This window comes from Lentilactobacillus farraginis DSM 18382 = JCM 14108 (assembly GCF_000583655.1).
GTDB classification, from domain to species: domain Bacteria; phylum Bacillota; class Bacilli; order Lactobacillales; family Lactobacillaceae; genus Lentilactobacillus; species Lentilactobacillus farraginis.
In genome coordinates, this window is record NZ_BAKI01000019.1 from 1 (window position 1) to 22,391 (window position 22,391).

A 22,391-nucleotide genomic window follows, 5' to 3' on the forward strand; every position below is an offset into this window, starting at 1 on the left:
AGTTTGATGACCACCAATGACTATCAAAAATTCATACAGAAGTCACCCACGCAACGACTAACCCGGCAAATCCTGGCATTGTTTCCAAATAGCAAAGTGACCCAACCAATGAGTCAATACGCATTAGGAAATAGCACCGCTATTAATGAAAAAAGTTATCAACAAATTTCATCCATGAAAGATATGCAGCGCTTCTTAAACACGCCTAACACGTTGACAAATACGCAACGGCTGGCGAGAATTCGAAAAATTCTTAAAAATCATGGATACACTGGGAATAAATTAAATGATCAATACGAAATTGGGATTGTGATTCGCAATTTTAATTTAAAGCATCCCTATGATACAAATGACCTTTTGCAGGGGTTAGTAATTGCGAAAAAATGAGGAATGAAAATAAAACCGGAAAGCTTAGATCCACCTAGACTTTCCGGTTATTATTTTCGTCACACTTTACTTGTCTACAGTTACTAATGATTTAACTGCTTTACATTTAAGCATTAACTGATAAGCATCATCAATTTGATTGACCCCAAATCGTTATGAATTAATTCAAGAAGCCCTCGATTTTAATCAGCAACTTTATAAAATTCAAAAGTCAGCCTTTTACTAGAGGATTAAGTCAAATTAAAACCAGCTTCCAAAGACCAACCAGAGTTTCGCTCTGATTAAGTCCTTGGAAGCCGGTTTATTAGTATTAAATGCTATTTAACATTGTGCCTCTTTAAAAATTCACTTAACGGAATCAAATTGTCGGCATAGTAACGTTTTTTAAAGGCGTCAATTGTCTGCTGGTCATATTTATCCGGATCCAAAGTCAACTTTTCAACCGGAATCGGTCGTTCGTTGGTGATTTTAACATCAATCAGAACCGGCTTACCAGCCTTGTTTAATTCAACTGCTTTATCAAAAGCGGCTTTCATCTGATCAACTTTTGTAACTGTGATACCAGTCATTCCCTGTGCTTCAGCAGCTTTGGCAAAATCGGTTTGCGGTAGGCTGATGCCAAACCACTCGTGGTCTTCATCTTCCTGTTCATCTTCAATAAAGCCAAGTGCGTCATTAGAGAAAACCACGTTGATAATCGGCAGATGATAGGCAACTTCCGTACTCAAATCCTGCATAACCATCGCGGCCGCACCATCGCCGGCCAGGTTAAAGACTTGACGGTTTGGATAGCTGAGCTTACCGGCAATCGCCCCCGGCAGGCCAACGCCCATCGTTGCAAACAACCCAGACGTAATCCATGGTTGCTTGCCATTAACTTTCAGTAATCGAACCGCGTTTTGGGTAACATCACCAACATCAATCGAGTAAATCGCATCGTCTTCAGAAATTCGATTAATTTCCTTAAAGGCCGGTTCAAATCTTAACTCGCCGTCTGTTCGATTCATCATGTCATCATTGTACTGATGCCAATTGGCAACGTTATCCACATTTGCGGCATACCAATCTGAAGGCGCACTATCACTGCCCAATTCAATAAATCGTTGAAGGGACTTCTTAGCATCGGCCAAAATTGCCACATCCGTCTTGTGTCGTTTACCCAGCACCTGTGGATTACTGTCAATTTGGATAAACTTGACATCCGGTTTAAACATTATTTCAGCAAATGGATAGTTTGAGCCGACAAATAACATCAAATCGGTTTCTTGCAGTGCTTCATTGGCTGGTTTTGAAGCTACCCGGGCTGCCGATCCCAAAAGGGCTTCGAAATCATAAGGAATAATCTCCTTGCCAAGCGCCGTTGTAATCACCGGAACTTGGAATTTTTTGGCAAACTTCATGACTTCATCGGCCGCGCCAATTGTTCCCTGACCAACGTAAATTAGCGGTTTCTTGGCGTTTGAAATCAGGTCGAGTGCCTGCTTAATTTGCTCATCGGGGCCGGGACCCAGAACCGGTTTGGCAAAGTTGGCAGCGGCACTATAATACCCGTCTGCCGGAATTTCTTTATTTGCCAAATCATTTGGGATGGTCACAAATGCCGGACCGTGTTGCGCAAATGCCCGGCGAATCGCTTCGTCCAAGATATGGGGTAAACTCTCTGCCGTCATCACTGTTCGGGCATAAACGCCGGCATCTTTAAACCATGGGTTCTCATCAAATTCCTGGAAGAAGTCCTGATTCATCAGGCCTGCGGGTTTTGACCGACAATAAAAAGAGCCGGAATTTTATCAGCCATGGCATCATAAGCGCCCTGATACAAATGGGTCGCTCCAGGACCCGCCGAGCCAAACGCAACCCCAATGTGTCCGGTTAATTTTGTATCGGCAACTGCCGCTAATGCGCCAACCTCTTCATGTCGGACATGAATATATTTAATTCGATCTTTTTCAGCATCCAAGGCATACATCAAATTATTAACGGTGCCGCCGGGAATCCCATAAATATGATCAACGTGCCAACTTTCAAGTGTTCGCAGTGCGGCAACGCCTGAGTTAATTGTTTCTGCCATGATTAAGACCTCCCAAAATGATGATCATTTATCTTTATGAACTCATGATAACGATATCATTTTGGAAATACAAACAAATGCACTTATTTTTTGTAACCACTATTTATGTCTTAAAGAAGTTATTGGGTCTTCAAAAATAGTCACTTTCGCCCTTGATGGTACTGCTGCTTCGCCTTTTTCTCCCGAAGTTTTTCCTGCTCCTCGTAAATCTTCATATTCATATCCCTGGTAGCCGGATCATTATTCAGTAAAGGTAAATTACGAAACCCGCTAGCGATACCGCTAAGAATGGCTGCAATTTTATGTGTTATGCTGGATTTTGCCAATTATCCCTGCTCCAATCCTTTGAATTTTGTTTCTTATGATACACGCCATTGATTTATTGCGTCAATGAGGATTATCAATAATACTAAAAGTTAAATGACCGGTGTGAAATAAGCCATCCGCCAATTTCAAACCGGTCATAAAAGTTTTTTTCACTTAATTAGAGCTATTCTTCAAATAATTTGCCTGCCTTGGGTCCCGGATCCAGCGTCCAGATTTTTTCAATCGTGATCACCCCGGCACCTTTGGGAACCGGAAATTTACCGGTCGCCCATTCCTTAGCCTGTTCATAATAAGGGCCGTCCGTATAAAGCTTAGCGGTGCCCCCAAATCGAAACCCTTTCAAAGCCTTGGCATTGGCTACCGCAACAATCGCTTTACCGTTATCGTTAATGTTAGCCTGGGTTTGACCACCCGTCATTTCATTATAAATTAGGTGTTCATCATCCAATACCCGCATTGAAATTTTCGGACCAACATCCGGGTTACCATTTGCGTCAACCGTTGCGATATAGGATAATTCACCGGCAATGAGATCTTTCATTGCCTGATTCAATTTTGCCATTATATTCATCCCCTAATGAAATTGTAAGGTCATTTTAGGGCCAGTTGAACAGACAAGCAATCATTTAGCCCTGTTCAATATATTGACGACGAAATTCAGCCGGAAAATCAGGCGCCAACTTTAAGCCTGATTTCAAATAATTAGCAAAGCTGCCATACTGTTGTTCAATCGTTTCAAAAAAATGGCTTAAATAACGTTTGTCAACAACCAATGCCTGCCCCAGCGCCTTTTGCTGACCAGCCGTTAACTGATCCGCCAGGCGGGCAATTATTGCTTCGTTGGCTTTCTTTCTGGATTGGTTCGTTTTTAAGTAGTCCGAAAAGATTTCAGCGTCACTGGCACCGGCGATTTTTAAAATCAGTGCGGCCGCCACACCCGTCCGGTCCTTACCGGCAAAGCAGTGAAAAAAAAGTTGGCTGGGGGTCAGCCACCAAAGCAGTTAAAAATTGTCTGTAACCTTTTTGAGCCGATGCACTGGTTACCAATCGCGCGTAGGTTGCCAACATTACTTGGCTGATATCGCCGGCATTATTAATCATTCCTTCAATACTGACACCGCTCTTTTTGGCATCCACCAAAACATCAACCGGTTCATAGTCAACCCCCTGCCAAACACTATCCGGGTACTGGTTTCTCTCAGCTGTACTTCTAAAATCCACAATTCGCGAAATTCCCAAGTGATCTCTTAAAAAAGTGACCTGCTGGGTCGATAAATCAAAAATTTGGCCACCACGATACAACATACCCTTTTTAATTTGGCCATCGGCTGTCGCGTAACCACCCAATGACCTGAAATTTGTTAGTTCTACCATTATTTTCCCCACCTATTACATTATATTGGAGTTGAGACAAAAATAATTTTGTCCAGTCCTTTTTACATAATCAAGATTATTACCGAGAGAAGACGTGCTCCGGAAGTTAACCGCCTTTTGTCACACGCTTAGCTTTTTTAACCGGTAACTCGATAATATTCCGCACCGTAATTAGCCATAAACTCATTTAAGAGTTTCGGGTCCTGCTCCGTGATAACCACATCGGGCTCACCCGCAATCAACGGTTCCCGTCTACCTGTCGTCAACGGCCAATATTTAGCCACAAAATCCGGTAAGTTGGGATCAGAAATATGTTGTTTGACATACCAATCAATAAACCGTTTCATCCGATTAGTGGCATCATCGAAATGCTTAATTTCTTCAAGCTGGTTTTGAAGGGACTGTTCGGCTTTATCAATTGCTTTTTGCCGTGGTTCCGTTAAAATACCGAACCATGAAATTTCCCAAAGCAGCCAGGTGAAGCCCTGCCAAAACGGCCCGTGGGGAATCCGAACCGACATTGCCATCAGTGATTCGTAAGATTCCATATTGATACCGGCGTATTTTTCACCTGAACGCGGATCAAATAATACCGGATCCCAATTATCGTAAAATTCTTCATCTGAACGGGCTTTACTTTTATCGACCAGCAATTCAAACTTGGGCTTGGTCTCACGCTTAAGAGTAGCTGCCTTCAGCATTTCCGATAATTGCGTCATAAATACTCGGCGGATTTCAGGCAGCGCCCGTTCCGGATTCCGTGCATGAAATTCAGCTATCAACTGGTCAAAATTTCGAGGGTATCGAGCAGCGGCAACGGCCATTCTCATTGAATATTTCGTCTTTGGCAGCGCATAAATAAAGACTGCCCGATCAAGTTTTGTTAAATGTTGATTGACGTTTTCGACTACCGGATTGGACATTGGTGACCAATTAACCGAATAATTCACCCGTTTTCCCTGCCCAAATAATTCCAGTCGCGTAATATTTTGAAGATGCGTAAGCTGGCTTAAATTATTTTCAAATTCAGCCTGATGCTTCTTTAAAGTCAAATCAATTATCAATTCGAATCCGTTAATTTCATGAGCCGAATTGGTCGACGCATCGGGCTTTAAAATCAGCTTGGCAAGTTGCTGTGGTTGTATAATAACCGGCTGACCGGCTTGGAAATAAATCTTGATCTGGATTAACAACGATAAATCAACGACATTGCCATCGCGACTAAGAACTGTCAGCGCCTGCAGCGCAGCTTGCTGCCCAGTTGATAAGCTTGTCTGTAAATTTTTTGCCAGATAATCTCCGGCTGTCGTAGCCGTAATTAAGTTTTTGCCTGCCAATTCGGAAATTACATTTTCCGGTTCCATATCTGCCACAATCACCTTACCCCCATAAAAAACGAAATTACCATATCGGTTTTAATATTACCGATATTTTATCGGATAGGCAACTGATTTGCGGTCCCACAGGCTAAATTCATTTTAAAGAAGTATTTTTTGCGGTACCCCTAAATTATTCTTTTGTTTATCCGTAATCTAGTGTAAAATAGTTTTTAGAGAAGGTGAGCATGTGCAAAACGAACCCAGTCAGAATTTAGACCTCTATAAACAATTGGTCAAAGAAAAAGCAACTGTTGAAAAGCATGATACTGTCAAGGCATATAGTTTTCTGGCAATGCTCTACATGTTTCTCGGTGAATAAACGGCTGCCTTCTCTAGTTGTCCTCCTTATTATTAATCGTATTGTGGTTGTTTATTGGCGTTCACAACTAGAATACAGTTAATAATTCTGTTTGTTTTCCTTTATTTGCAGAAAAATCCGCCAGCTGGTTATTTTTAACCAGTCAGCGGATTTTTTGGTTTAAATATAATATGGCATTTTTAAAAGTTAATTTAAATCGCTAAAAACCATACGTAAAAAGTTTGTAAATTAATTGACCTACTATTAATTTGGTTCTATCCTGTAGGCGAAGTGGAAATTTGAGAATTATATTAGGAGGCATTTAATATATGGCAAATTCTACTGAAAGTAATCAAGCTTTAAAAGAAAGAGAAACTGATTATTCCTCAAAAGAATATTTTGATCTAATGACGAAGTATTGGCGGGCAGCAACTACATCTCCGTTGGTCAATTGTATCTCCAAGACAATCCTTTGTTGAAACGACCGTTAACAAAGGCCGACGTTAAGTTTCACCCGATTGGTCACTGGGGGACAATTGCCGGTCAAAACTTCATTTACACGCATTTAAATCGGATTATTAAAAAGTATAATCTGAACATGTTCTACATCGAAGGTTCCGGACACGGCGGCCAGGTAATGGTCTCCAATTCGTACCTTGATGGTAGTTATACGGACATCTATCCAAACATTACCCAAGATGAAAAGGGGCTGCAACGCTTGTTTAAACGCTTCTCCTTTCCTGGCGGTGTTGCTTCACATGCTGATGCCAAAACACCGGGATCCATTCACGAAGGCGGCGAACTGGGTTATTCGCTTTCGCATGGTGTCGGTGCCATTTTGGACAATCCAGATGTTATTGCAGCCGTTGAAATTGGTGATGGCGAAGCTGAGACCGGTCCACTGGCCACATCATGGTTCTCGAACGTCTTTATTAACCCGGTTAAAGATGGTGCAGCCTTACCAATTTTGAATTTAAACGGCTTTAAGATTGCCAACCCAACCATTCTTGGCCGCAAATCCGATGAAGAATTAACCAAGTATTTCGAAGGAATGGGCTGGGAGCCAATCTTTGTCGAAGGTGACGATGCTGACAAGCTTAATCCCGTTATGGCCAAGGCAATGGACACAGCGATTGAAAAGATTCATGCGATTCAACGACAAGCTCGTGAAAGCTCGGCTGATGACGCGACCCGCCCAGTCTGGCCAATGATTATTTTGCGGGCACCAAAGGGCTGGACAGGTCCAAAAGAGTGGGCTGGCAGGCCGATTGAAGGTTCATTTCGAGCCCATCAAATTCCAATTCCGGTGGATTCGCAACACATGGCACACGCTGATGCACTGGTTAAATGGCTTAAGTCTTACAAACCGGAAGAATTGTTTGATGAAAACGGTACTTTGAAACCGGAAATTCGAGCAACCACGCCTGATGGCGACGCCCGCATGGCAGCTAACCCAATTACCAATGGCGGCAAGGACCAAAAGCAACTTGACTTACCTGATTGGCGCAATTATGCATTGGATAATTCAAAGCGCGGTGCCGGTGAAGAACGTCAGGATATGGTTGAATTAGGTAAGTTCTTCAGAGACGTTATAAAGAATAATCCAAACACGTTCCGTTTGTTTGGCCCTGATGAAACTGCCTCCAATCAATTGCAAGAAGCCTTTGACGTTACCAACCGCCAATGGATGGAACCCATTCACAATCCAAATGATCAATGGATGAAAGCCGACGGTCGGATTATTGATTCACAACTTTCCGAACACCAGGATGAAGGTTGGCTTGAAGGGTATACCCTTACCGGCCGCCACGGTGTCTTCACCAGTTATGAAGCCTTTCTGCGAGTGGTTGATTCAATGTTGACCCAGTACTTCAAGTGGATTCGCGAAGCTGATGAACAACCATGGCGTCACAAGTATCCATCTTTGAACTTGATTTCATCGTCAACTTCATTCCAACAGGATCACAACGGCTATTCTCACCAAGATCCAGGTATTTTAACTCATTTGGCAGAAAAGAAGCCAAAGTACATTCGTGAATTCCTGCCTGCCGATGCCAACAGTCTTTTAGCTGTTATGCACAAAGCTTTGAATATGAAACAAACGTTGAACGTCACAATTGCTTCCAAGCATCCACGGCCACAATTCTATTCAGTTCAAGAAGCTGAGCAATTGGTCGACCAAGGCTTAAAGGTTATCGACTGGGCAAGCACGACTAAGCCGGGTGAGGAACCCGATGTTGTTATGGCTGCTGCCGGAACAGAACCAAACCTGGAGAGCCTGGCTGCAATTGATATTCTTCATCAACAATTCCCAGACTTGAAGATTCGCTTCATTAATGTGGTTGACCTGCTTAAACTTCACTCACCACAATTTGATCCGCGTGGCTTAAATGATGAAGAATTCGACAACTACTTCACCAAAGATAAACCGGTTGTCTTTGCTTTCCACGGTTATGAAGACTTGATCGAGAGTTTGTTCTTCCGTCGTCACAATAACAATCTGCACGTTCACGGCTATCGTGAAGACGGCGATATCACCACCCCATTTGACATGCGGGTTCTTAACCATCTGGATCGGTTCCATTTGGCCAAGGAAGTTGCTGAAGATGTTTACGGCGATAAAGCTTCTGAATTCACTTCCCACATGGATGACAAGCTTCAAGAACACCATGACTACATTCGTCAAAACGGTGCTGATTTGCCTGAAATCCGTAACTGGGAATGGAAAGACCTTAAGTAACCGCCAAATGACACGTTGGTTAATACCCATTAACAACAAAGTAACTTTTTAAAGTTAAAAAGAATCAAGCTTGAATTGCTTGATTCTTTTTGTTACTTTCGAGATTTAACTTCAACGTAGTCGGCAACTTGTTATAATATAAATGGTTATGGTTAAATGAGTTATTATTGGAGGCTATTATGAAAGTTATTAATGTTGAGTTAACGGTTAAGCCGGGGATGCAAAGTGAATATGAATCTTTTATCAATAAATTGGTTCAGGGTTCTCGAGCCGAAGCCGGTAATCTAAGCTACAACCATTTCAAGAAGATCGGTGTCGACAATGAATATGAAATCATCGAACATTGGCAGGATGCCGATGCGGTTGCTGTTCACAACGAAACACCCCATTTTAAAGCCTTTCTTTCGGGGGTTGGCCACTATCTGACCAAGGACCCGGTCATTATTCGTATGGATTATCAAGAATAATAGGACCAATAAAGCCGGCTTGCACGCGAAAACATGCAAGCCGGCTTTTTCTGTTTCAGCAGTTAGTTAATTTTTCGTTTTGGATTTAAAATTCCCATTGGATCAAACAAATTCTTGATCTGGTGCTGTAAAACATCCACCCGATCACCTAATTCTTCATTGGTCCACTGATTCTTAGACGTACCGACAGCATGCTCACCGGAAATTGTTCCACCAAGCGCCAGTGTCTTTCTAAATAGCCGCCGAGTAGCTTCGATAACCCTTTCAGGCGGTGTTGGCTGATCGTTCCACAACAGACTTGGGTGTAAATTACCGTCACCGGCATGCCCCGCCGTATAAATGTCGACATTCAACTCCCGGCCAACCTGGTTAATGTATTGGACCATTTCCGCCAGTTTGGAAAGTGGTACCGCCATATCTTCCATAATATAATATTTTGCATTTGAAAAGACCGCCGGCAACATATCCTGACGCAATTTAGTCAACGCCTTGGCTTTTTCGGGGTCATCTGTGATTTGAACCTGCCAAGCACCTTTTTCGGCTAAAATCTGCTTGGCGGCTGTCAGCTTTAAGTCACTGGCACTGTCGATACTGAAAATTAATAGGGATGACGCTTCACTTTGGGCATAATGCGTCTGTTCGTATTTGTCCAAGGCCTGAACGGTTTTACCATCCAATGCTTCCAACATTGATGGGTAAAGGCCGGAGTTTCGAATTGCCTTAACCCCTTCAGCCAATTTAGCCATATCATCAAAGAAGGCAATTCCGGTAATCGTCTTACCAATTGGAATCGGGAATAATTTCACCGTAATCTCCGTAACAATCCCAAGCGTTCCTTCAGAGCCGACCAACAACTGCGTCAAATCGTAACCATAGGCTTGCTTAAACGTCCGGCCGCCAAGTTTAATTTCCTGACCGTCAGTTAACATCACTTTTAATCCTAAAACAGAATCCTTGGTTGCCCCGTAACGAACACCGCTTAAGCCACCAGCATTGGTTGAAACGTTGCCGCCAATTGCCGACATGGGTTTTGATGCGGGATCCGGTGCATAAAACATCCCCTGTTCCCGCGCTGCTTTGTCCAGGTCCTGATTAATAACGCCGGGTTCGACGACAGCCAAAGAATCGTCTTTATTGATTTCTTTAATATGATTTAACCGGGCAACCGATAAAATAATGCCGCCATTAATACCGTCGGCCCCAATAACCGTACTGGTGTCGGCTGTTTGCGGAACTACCGGCAGGTGAAATTTCTGAGCTGTCTTAAGTACGCCACGGATATCTTCCTTGTCACCCACTGCAACGTAAGCCAGGATGTGACCGTTAATTGAACTTTCCGCATTGCCATTAGCGGTGTGTTTAGCTGCCGTTTCATCATCCACATGAATTTCGGCATGTGGGGCCTGCTTCTTTAGAAATTCAATTATTTGTTCGTCATTATAAGCTGTAAAAACTGCCATAAACTGACACTCCCTCATTCACAAGTTTAAAAATTGGTATCGAATCAATTGTCAACTCGATTTAAATTACCAACTTTAATAAATCCATTCTTAGTTTTAAAATGAATGACGCAGTTGGTCAAACATTTGCACGTTTAAATATTAAACAGGTAAGAATACTTATTACAACAACGATTATCAATACTAACTATTTATAAGTAGCCATTTCACAAGCTAATTTCTCACAATCAGCCATGCAAGTTTGCTATAATGAATTTAGAAGTTATAGAATTAAAAAGTTATAACTATCATAATTTTTAAGGAGTTGGTCAAGATGGCAGTTAAAACAACTGTTTCAGAACTGGCGAAGTTACCTGAGATGAACGCACCGGTAATTACGCTGAATTTGAACTTAAACAAATTGGCTTATGACGCAAATGAGCAACTTCGGGTGAAAAATATCTTGAAGCAAATTCAAAAGGAAATCGGTCCCAGCATCGAACCGTTTGTTAATGAAGCCAATGACCTCATTCGACAACAATTGCCCTATGATGGTATTACGCTGATTTCCGATCGAAGCAGCTCACATGTCTACTACCTGATTCGAACCAGTGTTGACGAAGCTGATTATCATACTGACAACTCCATAGACTTTCTGCTGCTTTTAAATGCTGCTCCCAATACCGACTACACCCTGCTTGAGTTGAACCGTGACAACAGTAAGCTATATCGGCTGCAAAATAAGCGAGTCAGCCCACTGGCCGTTGAAAAATATCCCTTAACTGTTCAAGACGCTTTGGGAACCGAGCTGCGCGGCGGTGAATTAAATTTCAGCGGCCGGGGTGGTCAAACGCAATATCATGGCCATAATGAAACCAGTCAGGAAAAACAAATCGATCAGGAAAGATACTACCACGTCATCGAGAACCTGTTGGCAAAAGAACCGACGTTAAAAGAGCAGCAATTTATTCTGATGGGTCTTCCCCAAAATATCAACCTTTTCAAAAAGATTAATCAGGATTTAAAGCTGGCAGCCGTTTCAATTGACCAGTCTGTCCAAAATCTGGCACCGGATAAAATTGCTGAACTGGTTAACAAGAAAGTTGACGATTACCACAACACCCATTCAAATGAAGCCATTACCAAGACGTTCAAAGGTGAACTGTTTACTGATTTGGAAACCATTCAGAATATGTTGAATGCCAATCAGGTTCGGCACTTATTCGTGGCTTCAAAAGATGAAATCAATCAAAATGACCCGGAGTCCTACGCTAAAATCAACACAATGATTAAGCAGGCCCTTGCCCAGGACGCCAAGGTTTCAGTCATTAAAGAGCAGCCGGAAATGCCACTGATTAGTGCAGTTAGCCACTAACAAATTCAAATAATTTCTTTTTAAGATAAACGTAGGAACATGGCTGAGACAAAAGTAATTTTGTCCAGCCTTTTTTGTGTTCACGATTATTACTAAGCGAAAACGTGCGCCGAATGGCAACTTCCTGCCACGTAATCAAATTATCCAAACATTCAAGCCCCGAATATTCGGATAATTCGATTACGCTTTGGAAGTTAACCGCCTTTCGGCCCACTCTTTAAATAAAAACGCATCAAGCTTCCCGGTTCAACCGCGCACGAATTTCTGCGGCAATTTCTACCAAGCGCTTGTGATTTTGAACCTGGGCAATTTTATAACCGACAAAGTAAGGTGATGTCGCAAATCGCGGCACAATTTTACAATAAAATCGGTCGGCCAATCGGTAAAAGAACAAGTTATAGGAAGACAAGCGGCCGCCCATATAATCCTTCAGTAAATACTTTACAATCACGTGAACCGCATCTGCCAAAGTATCGATCTCGGCAAGCTGATTAATTGAAATGTTGATTTCAACAAAGCCAATTATCGGGTTGGTCGATAGTGTAATCATTCGCCCTTCGGTTTTATCAACCGAAACACCGGTAAAGTTTTGAATATTGACATTTTTATAAACATCGTAATCGTTAAGCCCGACAATTTGAAAATGGGGATGTCGCAGACTACCGCCGGAAAGTGGTCCAAAATTTTTATACATAATCACGCTGGTATACTTATTCGATGAAATCAGTTTCTGCCAGCATTTAAAAGCAAACTGAAACACCCGCCGATTCTGTTCCAGTGAATATGTTGACGGGCCACCCTCATGATCGCTGGACTCAATCACAACTGTTTGAAAAGTATCTTCCAGTGTCCGAAATTTATTAACCAACCAAATTCGATCGGCTTCCTTTGCTAAAATGTTTGTTAAATGATCAACGTCACAAAAGGGACAGTAGCCCTTTGGATGTCGAATATTTTCCGGCTTTCCCTTTGCTGCTTCGTAGTCAAACGTTAATGGTTGGTTCACAGTCAAATTCACCCTTCTCTGTTATTATCTTTTATCATTGTAAGGCTATTGAATCTTGCCGTCTACCAATCACAAATTAATCATAAATACCATTTTATGCGAAGAAGTGAAAAAAATTGTAAAATTAATGATGAACGATAGGTTAACTTAAAGGAATGGTGAAAACGAATGAACATTTTATTACTTACCTCCGGCATCACGCTGGATCAATTGTCCCATGTAATCAAAACTTTCGATTTGTCTGCAGACAATCAATTCTACTTTAACGGTCGCTCGATGGACGACCGTAATCTGGCAGAAATGGATATTGTTTTTGGCTGGGACGCTAAAGTAATGTCAAAACTGTTAAATATGAAACACGCCAGGTTAAAATGGGTGCAGGCGTACTCTGCCGGCGTCGATTATTACCCACTAACCCAATTGGCAAACCGAAAAATTCTCCTCTCCAACGTTAGCGGGATTCATGCCGAACCGATTGCTGAAAACGTTTTGGGGATGATTTTAAGTTTCTATCGTGGCTTACACACGGCCGCAGCCAATCAGGTCCAGCAACAATGGCAGGCCCCCAACACGCCATTAACCCTTGCTTCCGGCAAACAAATGGTTATTTTTGGAACCGGCCATATTGGCAGCCGGATTGCCGAACTTGCGCAAGCCTTTAAAATACAGGTAATCGGCGTCAATCGTTCCGGCCATCCAGTAAAAGCGTTTCCACAAACAACCGCAATGACACAGGTTGATTCGGATTTACTCAAAAAAACAGACATTATCGTCAACGCATTGCCGCTCACTCCCGATACCAAAGGGTTTTATAATCGGGACTTCTTTAAATTGGCCGCCAATCGGCCCCTCTTTGTCAGCATTGGCCGGGGCCCGAGTACGGTAACCAATGACTTAGTTGAAGCCTTGCAAGCCGGACAATTAGGTGGTGCGGCATTGGACGTAACCGATCCCGAACCGCTTCCAGCCGACAACCCACTTTGGACCATGCCAAACGTGATTATCACGCCACACATTTCCGGTCTGTATCAAAATTATCTTCATGATGCCTTCGCAATCTTTGCTGAGAATCTGCACCAGTTCAAAACAACTGGCACCCTTGCCAAAAATGAAATCAATCTGAAAACCGGTTATTAAAGAATACCGGGATTTTACGATTTCAGTACCAGCTAATCATTCATGATGGCGGGGATGGGACGAAAGAAGCTGTGTGACAGGAAATTGCCTTTTGGCGTCTCCACTCGATAATAAGCATGATTAAACAAACGGGAATGATAAAATTACTTTTGTCGTCCTTGAAAATAAGGCTTAAATTAAATCCAGCAAAAAAGAGACCGATTAGTGGTCTCTTTTTGTATGAAAGCATTTTTAAAATTAATTGGTTGTTGCGACATTATCCGCCGGCTGTCTGTCAGCATCCCGCAAAATTTCCGAAACTTCTTGACGACGACCGTAAAGATAGGTGACCGAAAAACTCACACTGAAACTAATTAAACAGCTGATCAAAAATGCCGGGATTGATTGGGTTGCAATACTGATGAATCCAAGAACACTGTTTGACCCCAACGAGACAGCCAACACATGCGTTAACCCCAAATAAATTGAAGCAACCCCCGATCCAATCATAGAAGCAATAAACGGAAATTTCAGCTTTAGATTAATACCAAACATTGCCGGTTCCGTAATTCCCAAAAGCGCCGACATACTTGCGGACGAAGCCAGGCCCCGCTGCTTTTTATCCTTGGTCAGAAACAAAACTGCCAGTGCTGCTGCGCCCTGGGCAATATTGGAAACCGAAGCAATCGGAAAAATAAAGCTGCCGCCAGTTTTATTAACATTTGCGATTAATTGGGTTTCAATTGCCGGAAAGCTTTGATGCAGACCAGTAATAACCAGTGGTGCGTAAAACAAACCGAGTACGCCCGTGCCGAACGCACCGGACGTTTGGTACAGCCAAAGTAAACCGGCCGTCAAACTGTCACTGACATCGCGCATTACCGGACCAACAATTACAAAAGTTAGGATTGCAGTGACCAAAATCGTAATTAAAGGTGCAAAGGTATAATCCAAGGCTTCGGGCAGTCGCTTATGACACTGCTTTTCAATGGTTGCCAGCAGCCAGGCAACGGCCAACATTGGAATAACGGATCCCTGATAACCGGCCTGAGCAACCGGCAGCCCCAAAAAGTGCCAATAAGGCAGTTGATGATTGGCTAAAGCCGTGCTGACGTGATAACCACTCACTAAAGCTGGTGAAACCATCATCATGCCCATGCACCGCCAAGATAGGGATTACCACCAAACCGTTTGGTGGCCGAAAAGCCAATCAGAACCGGTAAAAAAGCAAACGGTGCGTTAGCCAGCATATTGATAAACGCCGCAAATCCTTTTAACGCCGGATATGCCATAATTAACGAAGGTTTCATAAATAAATGTGGCGCCGCCAATACATTATGAAGCGCCATTAACAGCCCTGCCGCGACGATCGCCGGTATAATTGGAATAAAAATATCTGCTAGTAAATTAATAAAGTTTAAAAAGCCGGTTTTTGTCTGTTTTAAGATACGTGTTTGAATCAAAATAAATCCTCCCGAAAAAATGTCACTTCGGCATAGTTTACAGGTTTTTTCAGCGGATGCAAGCTTTTTTATCAATTAATTTAAGCATTAAAGTTAGGAAAACGATTTCTTTACTATTCTATCAAGCTCAATTTAATTGTAATTAATTGCTTTTCTATCAGAATACATTAAACTGTAATTCGTTAACGATAACAGATTATGCTGAGGAGTGATTCTAATGATTGCATTTGGATACGAACAAAATGGCGGTCCTGAAGTCTTTCAACAATATCAGGTCCCCGTCCCAGAGATTTCAGCCAACCAGCTTTTAATTAAGACCCATGCTTTTAACTTAAATAATTTTGAGCAACTGCAACGGGCCGGTAAATTTAAACCGACCGATCATCGGATTATTCCAGGCCGTGATGTTGCCGGAGTGGTTGCCCAGGTTGGCAGTGGCCTCAACGGATTTAAAATCGGTGACCGGGTTGTCGCCCACGGTCATCATGCATACGCTGAATACGCGATTGGTGAAGATACCAATACCGTTAAAATTCCTGATAACGTGACTTTCGCACAAGCTGCCGGTATCGTCACTCCTGGATTAGCTGCTTATAAAGGACTGATCTTCTTTGCCAATATCAAAAAGGGGCAAACTGTCGTTGTCAAAGGTGCTTCCGGCGGGGTTGGTTCAATTGCCGCCCAGGTAGCACTCGATTTAGGTGCCAAGGTTATCGGTGTTGGTGCCGGTCGAAACGCGGATTACGTTAAATCGTTAGGAGTTTCTCAATACGTTGCCTATGACGAACAGGATCCGGCTGAAGTCCTCGCCGACACGGCAGATGTTGTTTTTGACGCTGCGTTAAACGGCCAAGGTGCCGATAGTGATGCTCAAATCGTCAAAAGTGGCGGTCTGATTGCAGCCGTTGCCAGCGATGAACCGGCTACCGAAAAACAAATTTTCTTTAAACAAATCCATCCCACCAGCAAAATTTCCGACACTGACGCGCTAACCGCCTTGTTGAAGCTGATGGCAGCCGAAAAACTAACTATCAAAATTGGCGCTGAGCTGCCCTTCACTATTGATGGGGTCATTAAGGGCCATCAATTACTTGAAACCAAACATGACGGTCGAATCATCGTTATCAACGACTAATTAACATTAAAGTTCTAAAAAAGCCGGGACAGTTTGTCCCGACTTTTTGCGTTCTGGATGAATCAACTATTGACCAGCAATTGAAAATGTTTTTGTTGTCACATTGCCAACCTGATCGACCGCTTTAATCGTAAAATGATTTGCACCGGCATTTAAGGCGTAAGTCTGATCCAATTGATAAGCCGGATATGGATTCAACGGTTGGTCGGCAGTGTGCTGATTAAAACCGGCAGCTTTTGACTGCGAGAAAAGATTGTTCTCGTTTACATAGACCTTAACACCAGCAACATTATCGTTCGCACTGCCTTTGAAAGCTACCTGATTCCCATTTGACGTTGCGGTAACGTCAAGTGTCGGGGTAACAACATCCAGGTAAATCTCCAAAACGCCGCGTTGCTTCTGCCATTGGTAATGACCATTCTTAGCCTTAACCCTGGTGTATAAATCATAGCCGACACCCCGTTGCTCAGTTGGCTTAAACGGCACTTTAAAGCTGAACCGGCCATTTTTTGATAGTGTCACCTGATTACTTGGATCATTTTCATTGGGAGTCGCCAGAATGACTAATTTTTGCTGCTTCGGTTTGTTAACCCGGCCGTTAATTGTCAGCATTTCACTATGAGAATCATAAATTGCCGCGCTGTTGGTTCGATTTAAATACGTCGCCGCATTATCCCGAAGCTGCGAAAATTTAATTCCCTTACTTGGCGTCGTCCGGTTCGTCAATTGAGATGGTTTGTGACCACTTGGAATTGGTGTTCCAAAAACAGTCGTAATTTTTTTAGCGGCCTGCTTATTTGACGATAGTTTGGGAACCGTCCTTTTAATTTTCTGCAGGGGAATTGCTCCCGGTGCCCTGGAGATGACAATTAATGGGGCAGTTGATTTGGAGTAGGCGCCAAATTTCTTTTCAGATAATTGACTCCATCCCCGAATTGTTTCATAACCGGTTTTGCCAAAGTGAAATTTAAAGGTCACAATCCCCGTTTTTGGATAAACCTTTCCTTTAACAATTTTGTTATTAGCCGTGTCCTTCGCAAACGCGGTCAGATCCGAAACATTTTTGGGTACCCGGCCGGCAATTACAAAGCTTTTTTGATTCGAAATTTCAACATAGGTTGAAGAAGCATCTTTGCCGGTTCCGTACCGCAGCCAACGGAACTGTGGTACCTGATTTAACGTGCCGGCCGCCACTTGAGATGTCGTTGCGGTCTTCTCGTGTCGAACAGGAACACTTATTTGATTACCAGCAATATCCGTCAGCTGTAATTTAGCTGAATGCTTCTGCAGCCAAGCCCGGGCAGCCTGATTCAACCGATCGTTAAACGTCCCCTTTAAGGTGGCCCGCCGCGTTAATCGAACACCAAACTGATGCCCGGCAACTTTAAGAATCCCCTCAGAAATTGACGTAAATCCTGCTCCCCGATCACTAAACCGGCCGGCAAGACGACCGGTTTTGGCATTATAGACAACACCGAAGGCCCGAGGGGATTGATTATCAACTTCAAGCGGATAAGAAACCAGCTGCTGCTTATCAGCACCTTGATTATAGTTGGTCGTTACCAATTGGTAATGATAGCGACCATTTGGTGCGACAATTGACCGACCGGTTTTCTGATCGACGTAGCGACCATCCCACTGAAGCGCATTGGGATTTTGACGCATATTAAAGGACGTGCTCAAATCGAGGTTGCCATCGTCTCCGGCAACTGATTTATCCGTGTCAGGCTCCTGATCAATGACTCGCACAACCCTGCCCTGATCGTTCACAATCCGAGCAGTCACATTGGCAAGGCTTTGTTTGGCAAATACAAACGGCATCACAACGTCCTGGCGACCATCACCGTTAGGCGAAAACGCAACCCGAGCCGGGTGGATCTTGTCAACAATCGTCTGCCAGTTGGTTCGATCCGCATGACCGTTTACGTACGCACTTAGAGAAGCTTGATCGCTAATTCCAAGCGGTGTGTAAGTATTGTCTACCAGGTAGCCACCATGAAAAATACTAGTCGTCATAAACGCCGGTGAATCAATAATCTGCTCCTGAGTTGGATCACCATAATAAGCCAGGTAGGGAACTGAAATGGCCTGACCGGCCTGATCTGCTTTAAATTGCAGAAACCCTTCAACAACTTGATTTTTGTTAACTGTTGGTGAAATGGTCAAATTAAACACCACTTCCCGGCTCTGTCCGGGAGCCACCGTTACCTGGTTTTGATCAGCCGATAACGTTGCGCCCTTTAACGGTATATCATGTACCCGACCGCCATTTTTCTTATCTCGAATTTCCGTCATTGGCCCCTCATAGCCGTTAAATGTATAGGAAACCGGCTTTGTTCCATGATTGGTCAATGTGAGCTTAAATGATTTTTGATGTCCAATCAGGCCCAAAGATTCCGAAGCAATGCCGGTTGTCGAATCCTTCGCCGTTACCTGTAAACCGGCAGCGGCAGCAACATTGATTTGACCGGCCCCCTGCCTTCGGGGTGAAACGTGGTATTTATCTGCGTAGTTGGCATCCTTTATCGGCACCGCGCTGTTCATTAGCATATTTTTGGCCGTCATCACCAGTTGGCTGCCGGTCAAATCAGGTTGAACCTGTTTTAATCGCTGAAGTACCAAGGCGGCTGCACCGGCAACGTATGGGGAAGCCATTGAGGTTCCTGATAAAGCCGAATAACTGTTATTCTGCCAAGTCGAGTTAATCCCCATACCGGGAGCGGCAACATCCGGCTTTAAACCAAAAGTCGGCGTCGGTCCCCATGAAGAGAAGGGCGCCATTTCGGCCTGGGACCCCCTTTCCGAGTTTTCAGCTGCGACCGTCATCGCGTTGGGTGAAACCCCCGGATCAGTTAGCGTCCCACTGTTGACTGCCTGATAAGCCGTTTGAATTGCATTCGTTTCGGCCAACGGATTCCTGGTATAAATACTGGCAGAATGGCCGGCATTTCCCGCCGCCAAAGCGACAAAGACACCGTGGGCAATCGCATATTGAACGGCTGCCTGCTCTTCATCAGCTGAAGATTGATTGGGTGCGCTGACTCCCAATGAAATATTAATCACGTCAGCGCCGAGATCAACCGCGTCATAAATTGCCCGGGCAACGTCATTTTTGGTCTCGTCACCAATCATGTCGGAAACCCGCAAGTCCAACAACTGCGCTTCAGGAGCCACACCAACAACATATTCCCTTTGTTTTTTGGTTGCCGGCCCGTTAGCGGCAATGATTCCGGCAACGTGTTCACCATGGAAACTTGAAGCTTCATCCGGTTCCGTTGCCTGATTGCTGTTGGTTGTGTAGTCATAGGCAAAAGGAATTTTGGCATTCACATACCTGCCATATCCCTTTTGGGCAATTTTTTGTTGCGCCGCGGCTTTAGAAATTTTAACTGAACCCGGATCACGCAACCGCAGATCTTGGTGGGGTTGAATTCCGGAATCAATCACGGCAACGACCATTCCCTGACCTCGATCACCCGCTTGCCACAGTTTAGGGACGTTTCCTTTATCAATTGCTGCCTGATTTTCGTTCTTCCCCTTTGCATAGGCAGCGATTGATTGCCCCAACAGCCGGGTCGCTGGTTGACTTGAATAGCCGGCCAAAAAGCCGATTCCCAAAGCTGTTAGAACAAGCAACCCCATGCGCACACGATTAAAACGCGTTTTAGATAAAATCTCTTCTCAATAGACATGCGAACTCCCCCTCGCAAATAAACTGTTTAACGACCTTAAGTATAGTGAAAGCCGGTCTGATTTGCATTTGATTAGTTCAACTTTTCCAATTCCCGACGAACTTGGGGAGCTTCTTGTTTACTGCTGGTAAAAATCACCCGATCATTCACCTTTAGGGAAGTGCCGCCGGTTGGCCGAATAAATCGCTTATCACGATAAATCTGGGTAATCGTAATTTTATCAATAAACGGCAGGTTTCTGACCTGAATATCGGCATACCGCCGATTTCGAAGCGCAACTTCATAAACGCTGGCCTCCGTTGATGTCATCAGCCGCATAGTAGACGGTGCTTCAATCAGAGACCGCAGCATACTGATGTTGACATCCGGCGTGTTGTACAGTTCAATCCCCAGGCCAGCTAATTCCTCCTGCTTTTCGTTTAAAATATTTCGATCCTCAAAGCGGACAATCACCCGCTTAACACCGTACTTTTTAGCGGCTTTGGCCAATTCATAGTTTTTCTTGGAGTTAACCTGACCCAAAACCACAATATCAGCGTCAAAAACGCCTTGATTAACCATGAAGCCGGTCTCCATGTTATCCAATAAGTCAATTGAAACCTCACTGTTAAACGCTCGGTAATTGTGCTGATTGTTGGTATACATTGTGACATCATACCATCCCTTGGCAAGCTGCTGAGCAACCGGAACCGTTGTTAAATTGGTTCCAATAAAGTGAACCGTTTTTTTCTTGAGGTCCTCGGTTTCTGCCGAGTACAATTTATTAAAAATTAACGGCCCAATAACACAGGTTAAAATGGCTGCCAGTAAAAAGGCTCCTGATTGCTGGCTGGTTAACCGGTGAAGATGAGAAGCCACCTGCAAAACTGCCAAAACAACTGTAATGGTCGTTGCCGACATTGCGGTCCCCGCGACAGCATTTGTTGATTTAAACCGCTTTTTCAACGTGAAGTAAACCAACACTTTTGCTAAAACATAAGCGGCAAAAATTACTGGAATCATCACCAGTGTTTGGGAGCTGGCTACCAATTGACGCAAATTCAAGTTGACACCACTCATCATGAAGAAAATCGGAATAAAGAACCCATAACCGATTGAGTCAAGCCGAACTTTGGTTTCTTCATGGGGTTCCAATAATTTAATCACAATCCCGGCTAAAAAAGCCCCTAAAATCCCTTCGGCACCAACCGACTCGGCAACCGTGACCAACGTTACAATCATAAAAAACGCCAGTCGGACGTCCAGTTGGGTCGTTGACTTGTTGATTTTGTCAAAAAACCGAAAGAATGGTTTAAAACGCCAAAACAGTAAAGCAGCAACTACCAGAACCAAAAGAATCAACCACAGGGATTTAGAGTTGGGGCTGTAAGCCGAGGCATAGAAAGTCAGGCCGACCATGGGGACTACTTCCCCCAATGCCGCAATCAATAAAATTGTTTGGCCAAATGGCCGACTCAACAATTCTTTTTCTTTCAGACTGGCAATTACAATTCCCAATGAAATGGTCATAAACAGAATTGACGACAGAAAAAGATCATCAAAGATTCCGGTTAGCTTTAAAGCATACCCATTACAACCGACATGATCATAATTGACAAGTAACTCATAACAGCAATGGTCAACACTGAATACTTGGGCGCATTTTGCTGATCCTTTTCCTCAAGCGGTGATAACCGTGTCGATCGACGTTTAAAGAGACTGAAATCAATTTCCATCCCACTAAGAAACAGCAGGACAATCACGCCAACATTCTGCAGTAAATCCAGCGTGCTGTTCATGTGAATCAAATTCAATAAAGAAGGCCCTAAAACGACCCCGACAATAATTTCAACAACGGCGGTTGGTAAAAAGGTCACCTTAAATCTGGCCATCGTCAGCGGGATAACCAACGCCGCAAGTAAAATAATCACTAATGATAGTTGGTTCAAAATATCAACTCTTTTCTAATTTTAGATTGAAGTTTAGCTGTATAGCTTATCATAAAAACAGCTAACACTTTAATAGAAACGAGGCCAAAATTCAAACAAAACTGTTTTTAAAATAGTTGCAGCTTGACGATTGCTTCTTCCAACAATTTTGAAAACGCTTTGAAAGCGCTTATAATGTAGTTAACAATCATTTT

General features: G+C 43.5%; 11 protein-coding genes and 6 pseudogenes. 7 read left to right on the plus strand and 10 right to left on the minus strand.

What is annotated here, in order from left to right; all coding sequences use genetic code 11:
* Window positions 1–387, plus strand: a pseudogene (locus tag JCM14108_RS14685) (hypothetical protein); the annotation flags it as partial.
* 317 nt (window positions 388–704) lie between these two features.
* Here the strand turns inward: JCM14108_RS14685 and spxB are convergent.
* The 5 genes and pseudogenes from spxB to JCM14108_RS07705 all read right to left on the minus strand — a co-directional run bounded on the left by spxB (window position 705) and on the right by JCM14108_RS07705 (window position 5,532).
* Window positions 705–2,458 (minus strand): annotated as a pseudogene (spxB, locus tag JCM14108_RS07685) (pyruvate oxidase).
* A 140-nt stretch (window positions 2,459–2,598) separates the two neighbouring features.
* The gene (locus JCM14108_RS07690) at window positions 2,599–2,784 is read right to left on the minus strand and encodes a hypothetical protein (protein WP_035179904.1); all 186 of its coding nucleotides are present in this window, start codon (window positions 2,782–2,784) and stop codon (window positions 2,599–2,601) included.
* 164 nt (window positions 2,785–2,948) lie between these two features.
* On the minus strand, window positions 2,949–3,347 hold the full coding sequence (locus JCM14108_RS07695; RefSeq protein ID WP_035179905.1) for a pyridoxamine 5'-phosphate oxidase family protein: 399 nt from the start codon (window positions 3,345–3,347) through the stop codon (window positions 2,949–2,951).
* 64 nt (window positions 3,348–3,411) lie between these two features.
* Window positions 3,412–4,159: pseudogene (locus tag JCM14108_RS16220) on the minus strand (tyrosine-protein phosphatase).
* Window positions 4,160–4,296: 137 nt separating this feature from the next.
* Window positions 4,297–5,532 (minus strand): hypothetical protein, encoded by a 1,236-nt coding sequence (locus JCM14108_RS07705; RefSeq protein ID WP_051996083.1) that lies wholly within the window; start codon window positions 5,530–5,532, stop codon window positions 4,297–4,299.
* 193 nt (window positions 5,533–5,725) lie between these two features.
* On the opposite strand from JCM14108_RS07705, the gene JCM14108_RS15875 reads away from it, so the two are divergent.
* The 3 genes and pseudogenes from JCM14108_RS15875 (at window position 5,726) to JCM14108_RS07715 (ending at window position 9,043) form a co-directional block, all read left to right on the plus strand.
* Window positions 5,726–5,857, plus strand: a complete 132-nt coding sequence (locus JCM14108_RS15875) for a hypothetical protein (RefSeq protein WP_268872158.1) — start codon at window positions 5,726–5,728, stop codon at window positions 5,855–5,857.
* Between the two features lie 308 nt (window positions 5,858–6,165).
* Window positions 6,166–8,576: pseudogene (locus JCM14108_RS07710) on the plus strand (phosphoketolase family protein).
* A 179-nt stretch (window positions 8,577–8,755) separates the two neighbouring features.
* Complete coding sequence (locus tag JCM14108_RS07715; protein ID WP_035179906.1) at window positions 8,756–9,043, plus strand: putative quinol monooxygenase; 288 nt, start codon at window positions 8,756–8,758, stop codon at window positions 9,041–9,043.
* A gap of 62 nt (window positions 9,044–9,105) precedes the next feature.
* Here the strand turns inward: JCM14108_RS07715 and JCM14108_RS07720 are convergent, their stop codons facing one another.
* Window positions 9,106–10,503: an FAD-binding oxidoreductase gene (locus tag JCM14108_RS07720; RefSeq protein WP_035179907.1), complete on the minus strand. Its 1,398-nt coding sequence runs from the start codon at window positions 10,501–10,503 to the stop codon at window positions 9,106–9,108.
* 313 nt (window positions 10,504–10,816) lie between these two features.
* Between JCM14108_RS07720 and JCM14108_RS07725 the strand changes: the two genes are divergently transcribed.
* On the plus strand, window positions 10,817–11,857 hold the full coding sequence (locus JCM14108_RS07725; RefSeq protein WP_035179909.1) for a baeRF6 domain-containing protein: 1,041 nt from the start codon (window positions 10,817–10,819) through the stop codon (window positions 11,855–11,857).
* Window positions 11,858–12,089: 232 nt separating this feature from the next.
* On the opposite strand, the gene JCM14108_RS07735 is transcribed toward JCM14108_RS07725, so the two are convergent.
* Entirely contained in the window at window positions 12,090–12,863 is a 774-nt protein-coding gene (locus tag JCM14108_RS07735) for a DUF4931 domain-containing protein (protein WP_081759874.1), read from the minus strand.
* Window positions 12,864–13,031: 168 nt separating this feature from the next.
* Between JCM14108_RS07735 and JCM14108_RS07740 the strand changes: the two genes are divergently transcribed.
* Window positions 13,032–14,000 carry an NAD(P)-dependent oxidoreductase gene (locus JCM14108_RS07740; protein WP_235807150.1) on the plus strand — a complete coding sequence of 323 codons (969 nt, stop codon included), beginning with the start codon at window positions 13,032–13,034 and terminating at the stop codon, window positions 13,998–14,000.
* Window positions 14,001–14,240: 240 nt separating this feature from the next.
* Here the strand turns inward: JCM14108_RS07740 and JCM14108_RS07745 are convergent.
* Window positions 14,241–15,403 (minus strand): annotated as a pseudogene (locus JCM14108_RS07745) (PTS transporter subunit EIIC); the annotation flags it as partial.
* A 256-nt stretch (window positions 15,404–15,659) separates the two neighbouring features.
* On the opposite strand from JCM14108_RS07745, the gene JCM14108_RS07750 reads away from it, so the two are divergent.
* Window positions 15,660–16,577, plus strand: a complete 918-nt coding sequence (locus tag JCM14108_RS07750) for an NADP-dependent oxidoreductase (RefSeq protein ID WP_035179914.1) — start codon at window positions 15,660–15,662, stop codon at window positions 16,575–16,577.
* Between the two features lie 66 nt (window positions 16,578–16,643).
* Here JCM14108_RS07750 and JCM14108_RS07755 read toward each other — a convergent pair whose 3' ends face one another.
* Together JCM14108_RS07755 and JCM14108_RS07760 are read right to left on the minus strand one after the other, a co-directional pair.
* A complete protein-coding gene (locus JCM14108_RS07755; RefSeq protein WP_237745757.1) occupies window positions 16,644–20,213 on the minus strand; it encodes a S8 family serine peptidase in 3,570 nt (1,189 codons plus the stop codon).
* Window positions 20,214–20,341: 128 nt separating this feature from the next.
* A pseudogene (locus tag JCM14108_RS07760) lies at window positions 20,342–22,197 on the minus strand (cation:proton antiporter domain-containing protein).
* Window positions 22,198–22,391: the final 194 nt, after the last annotated feature.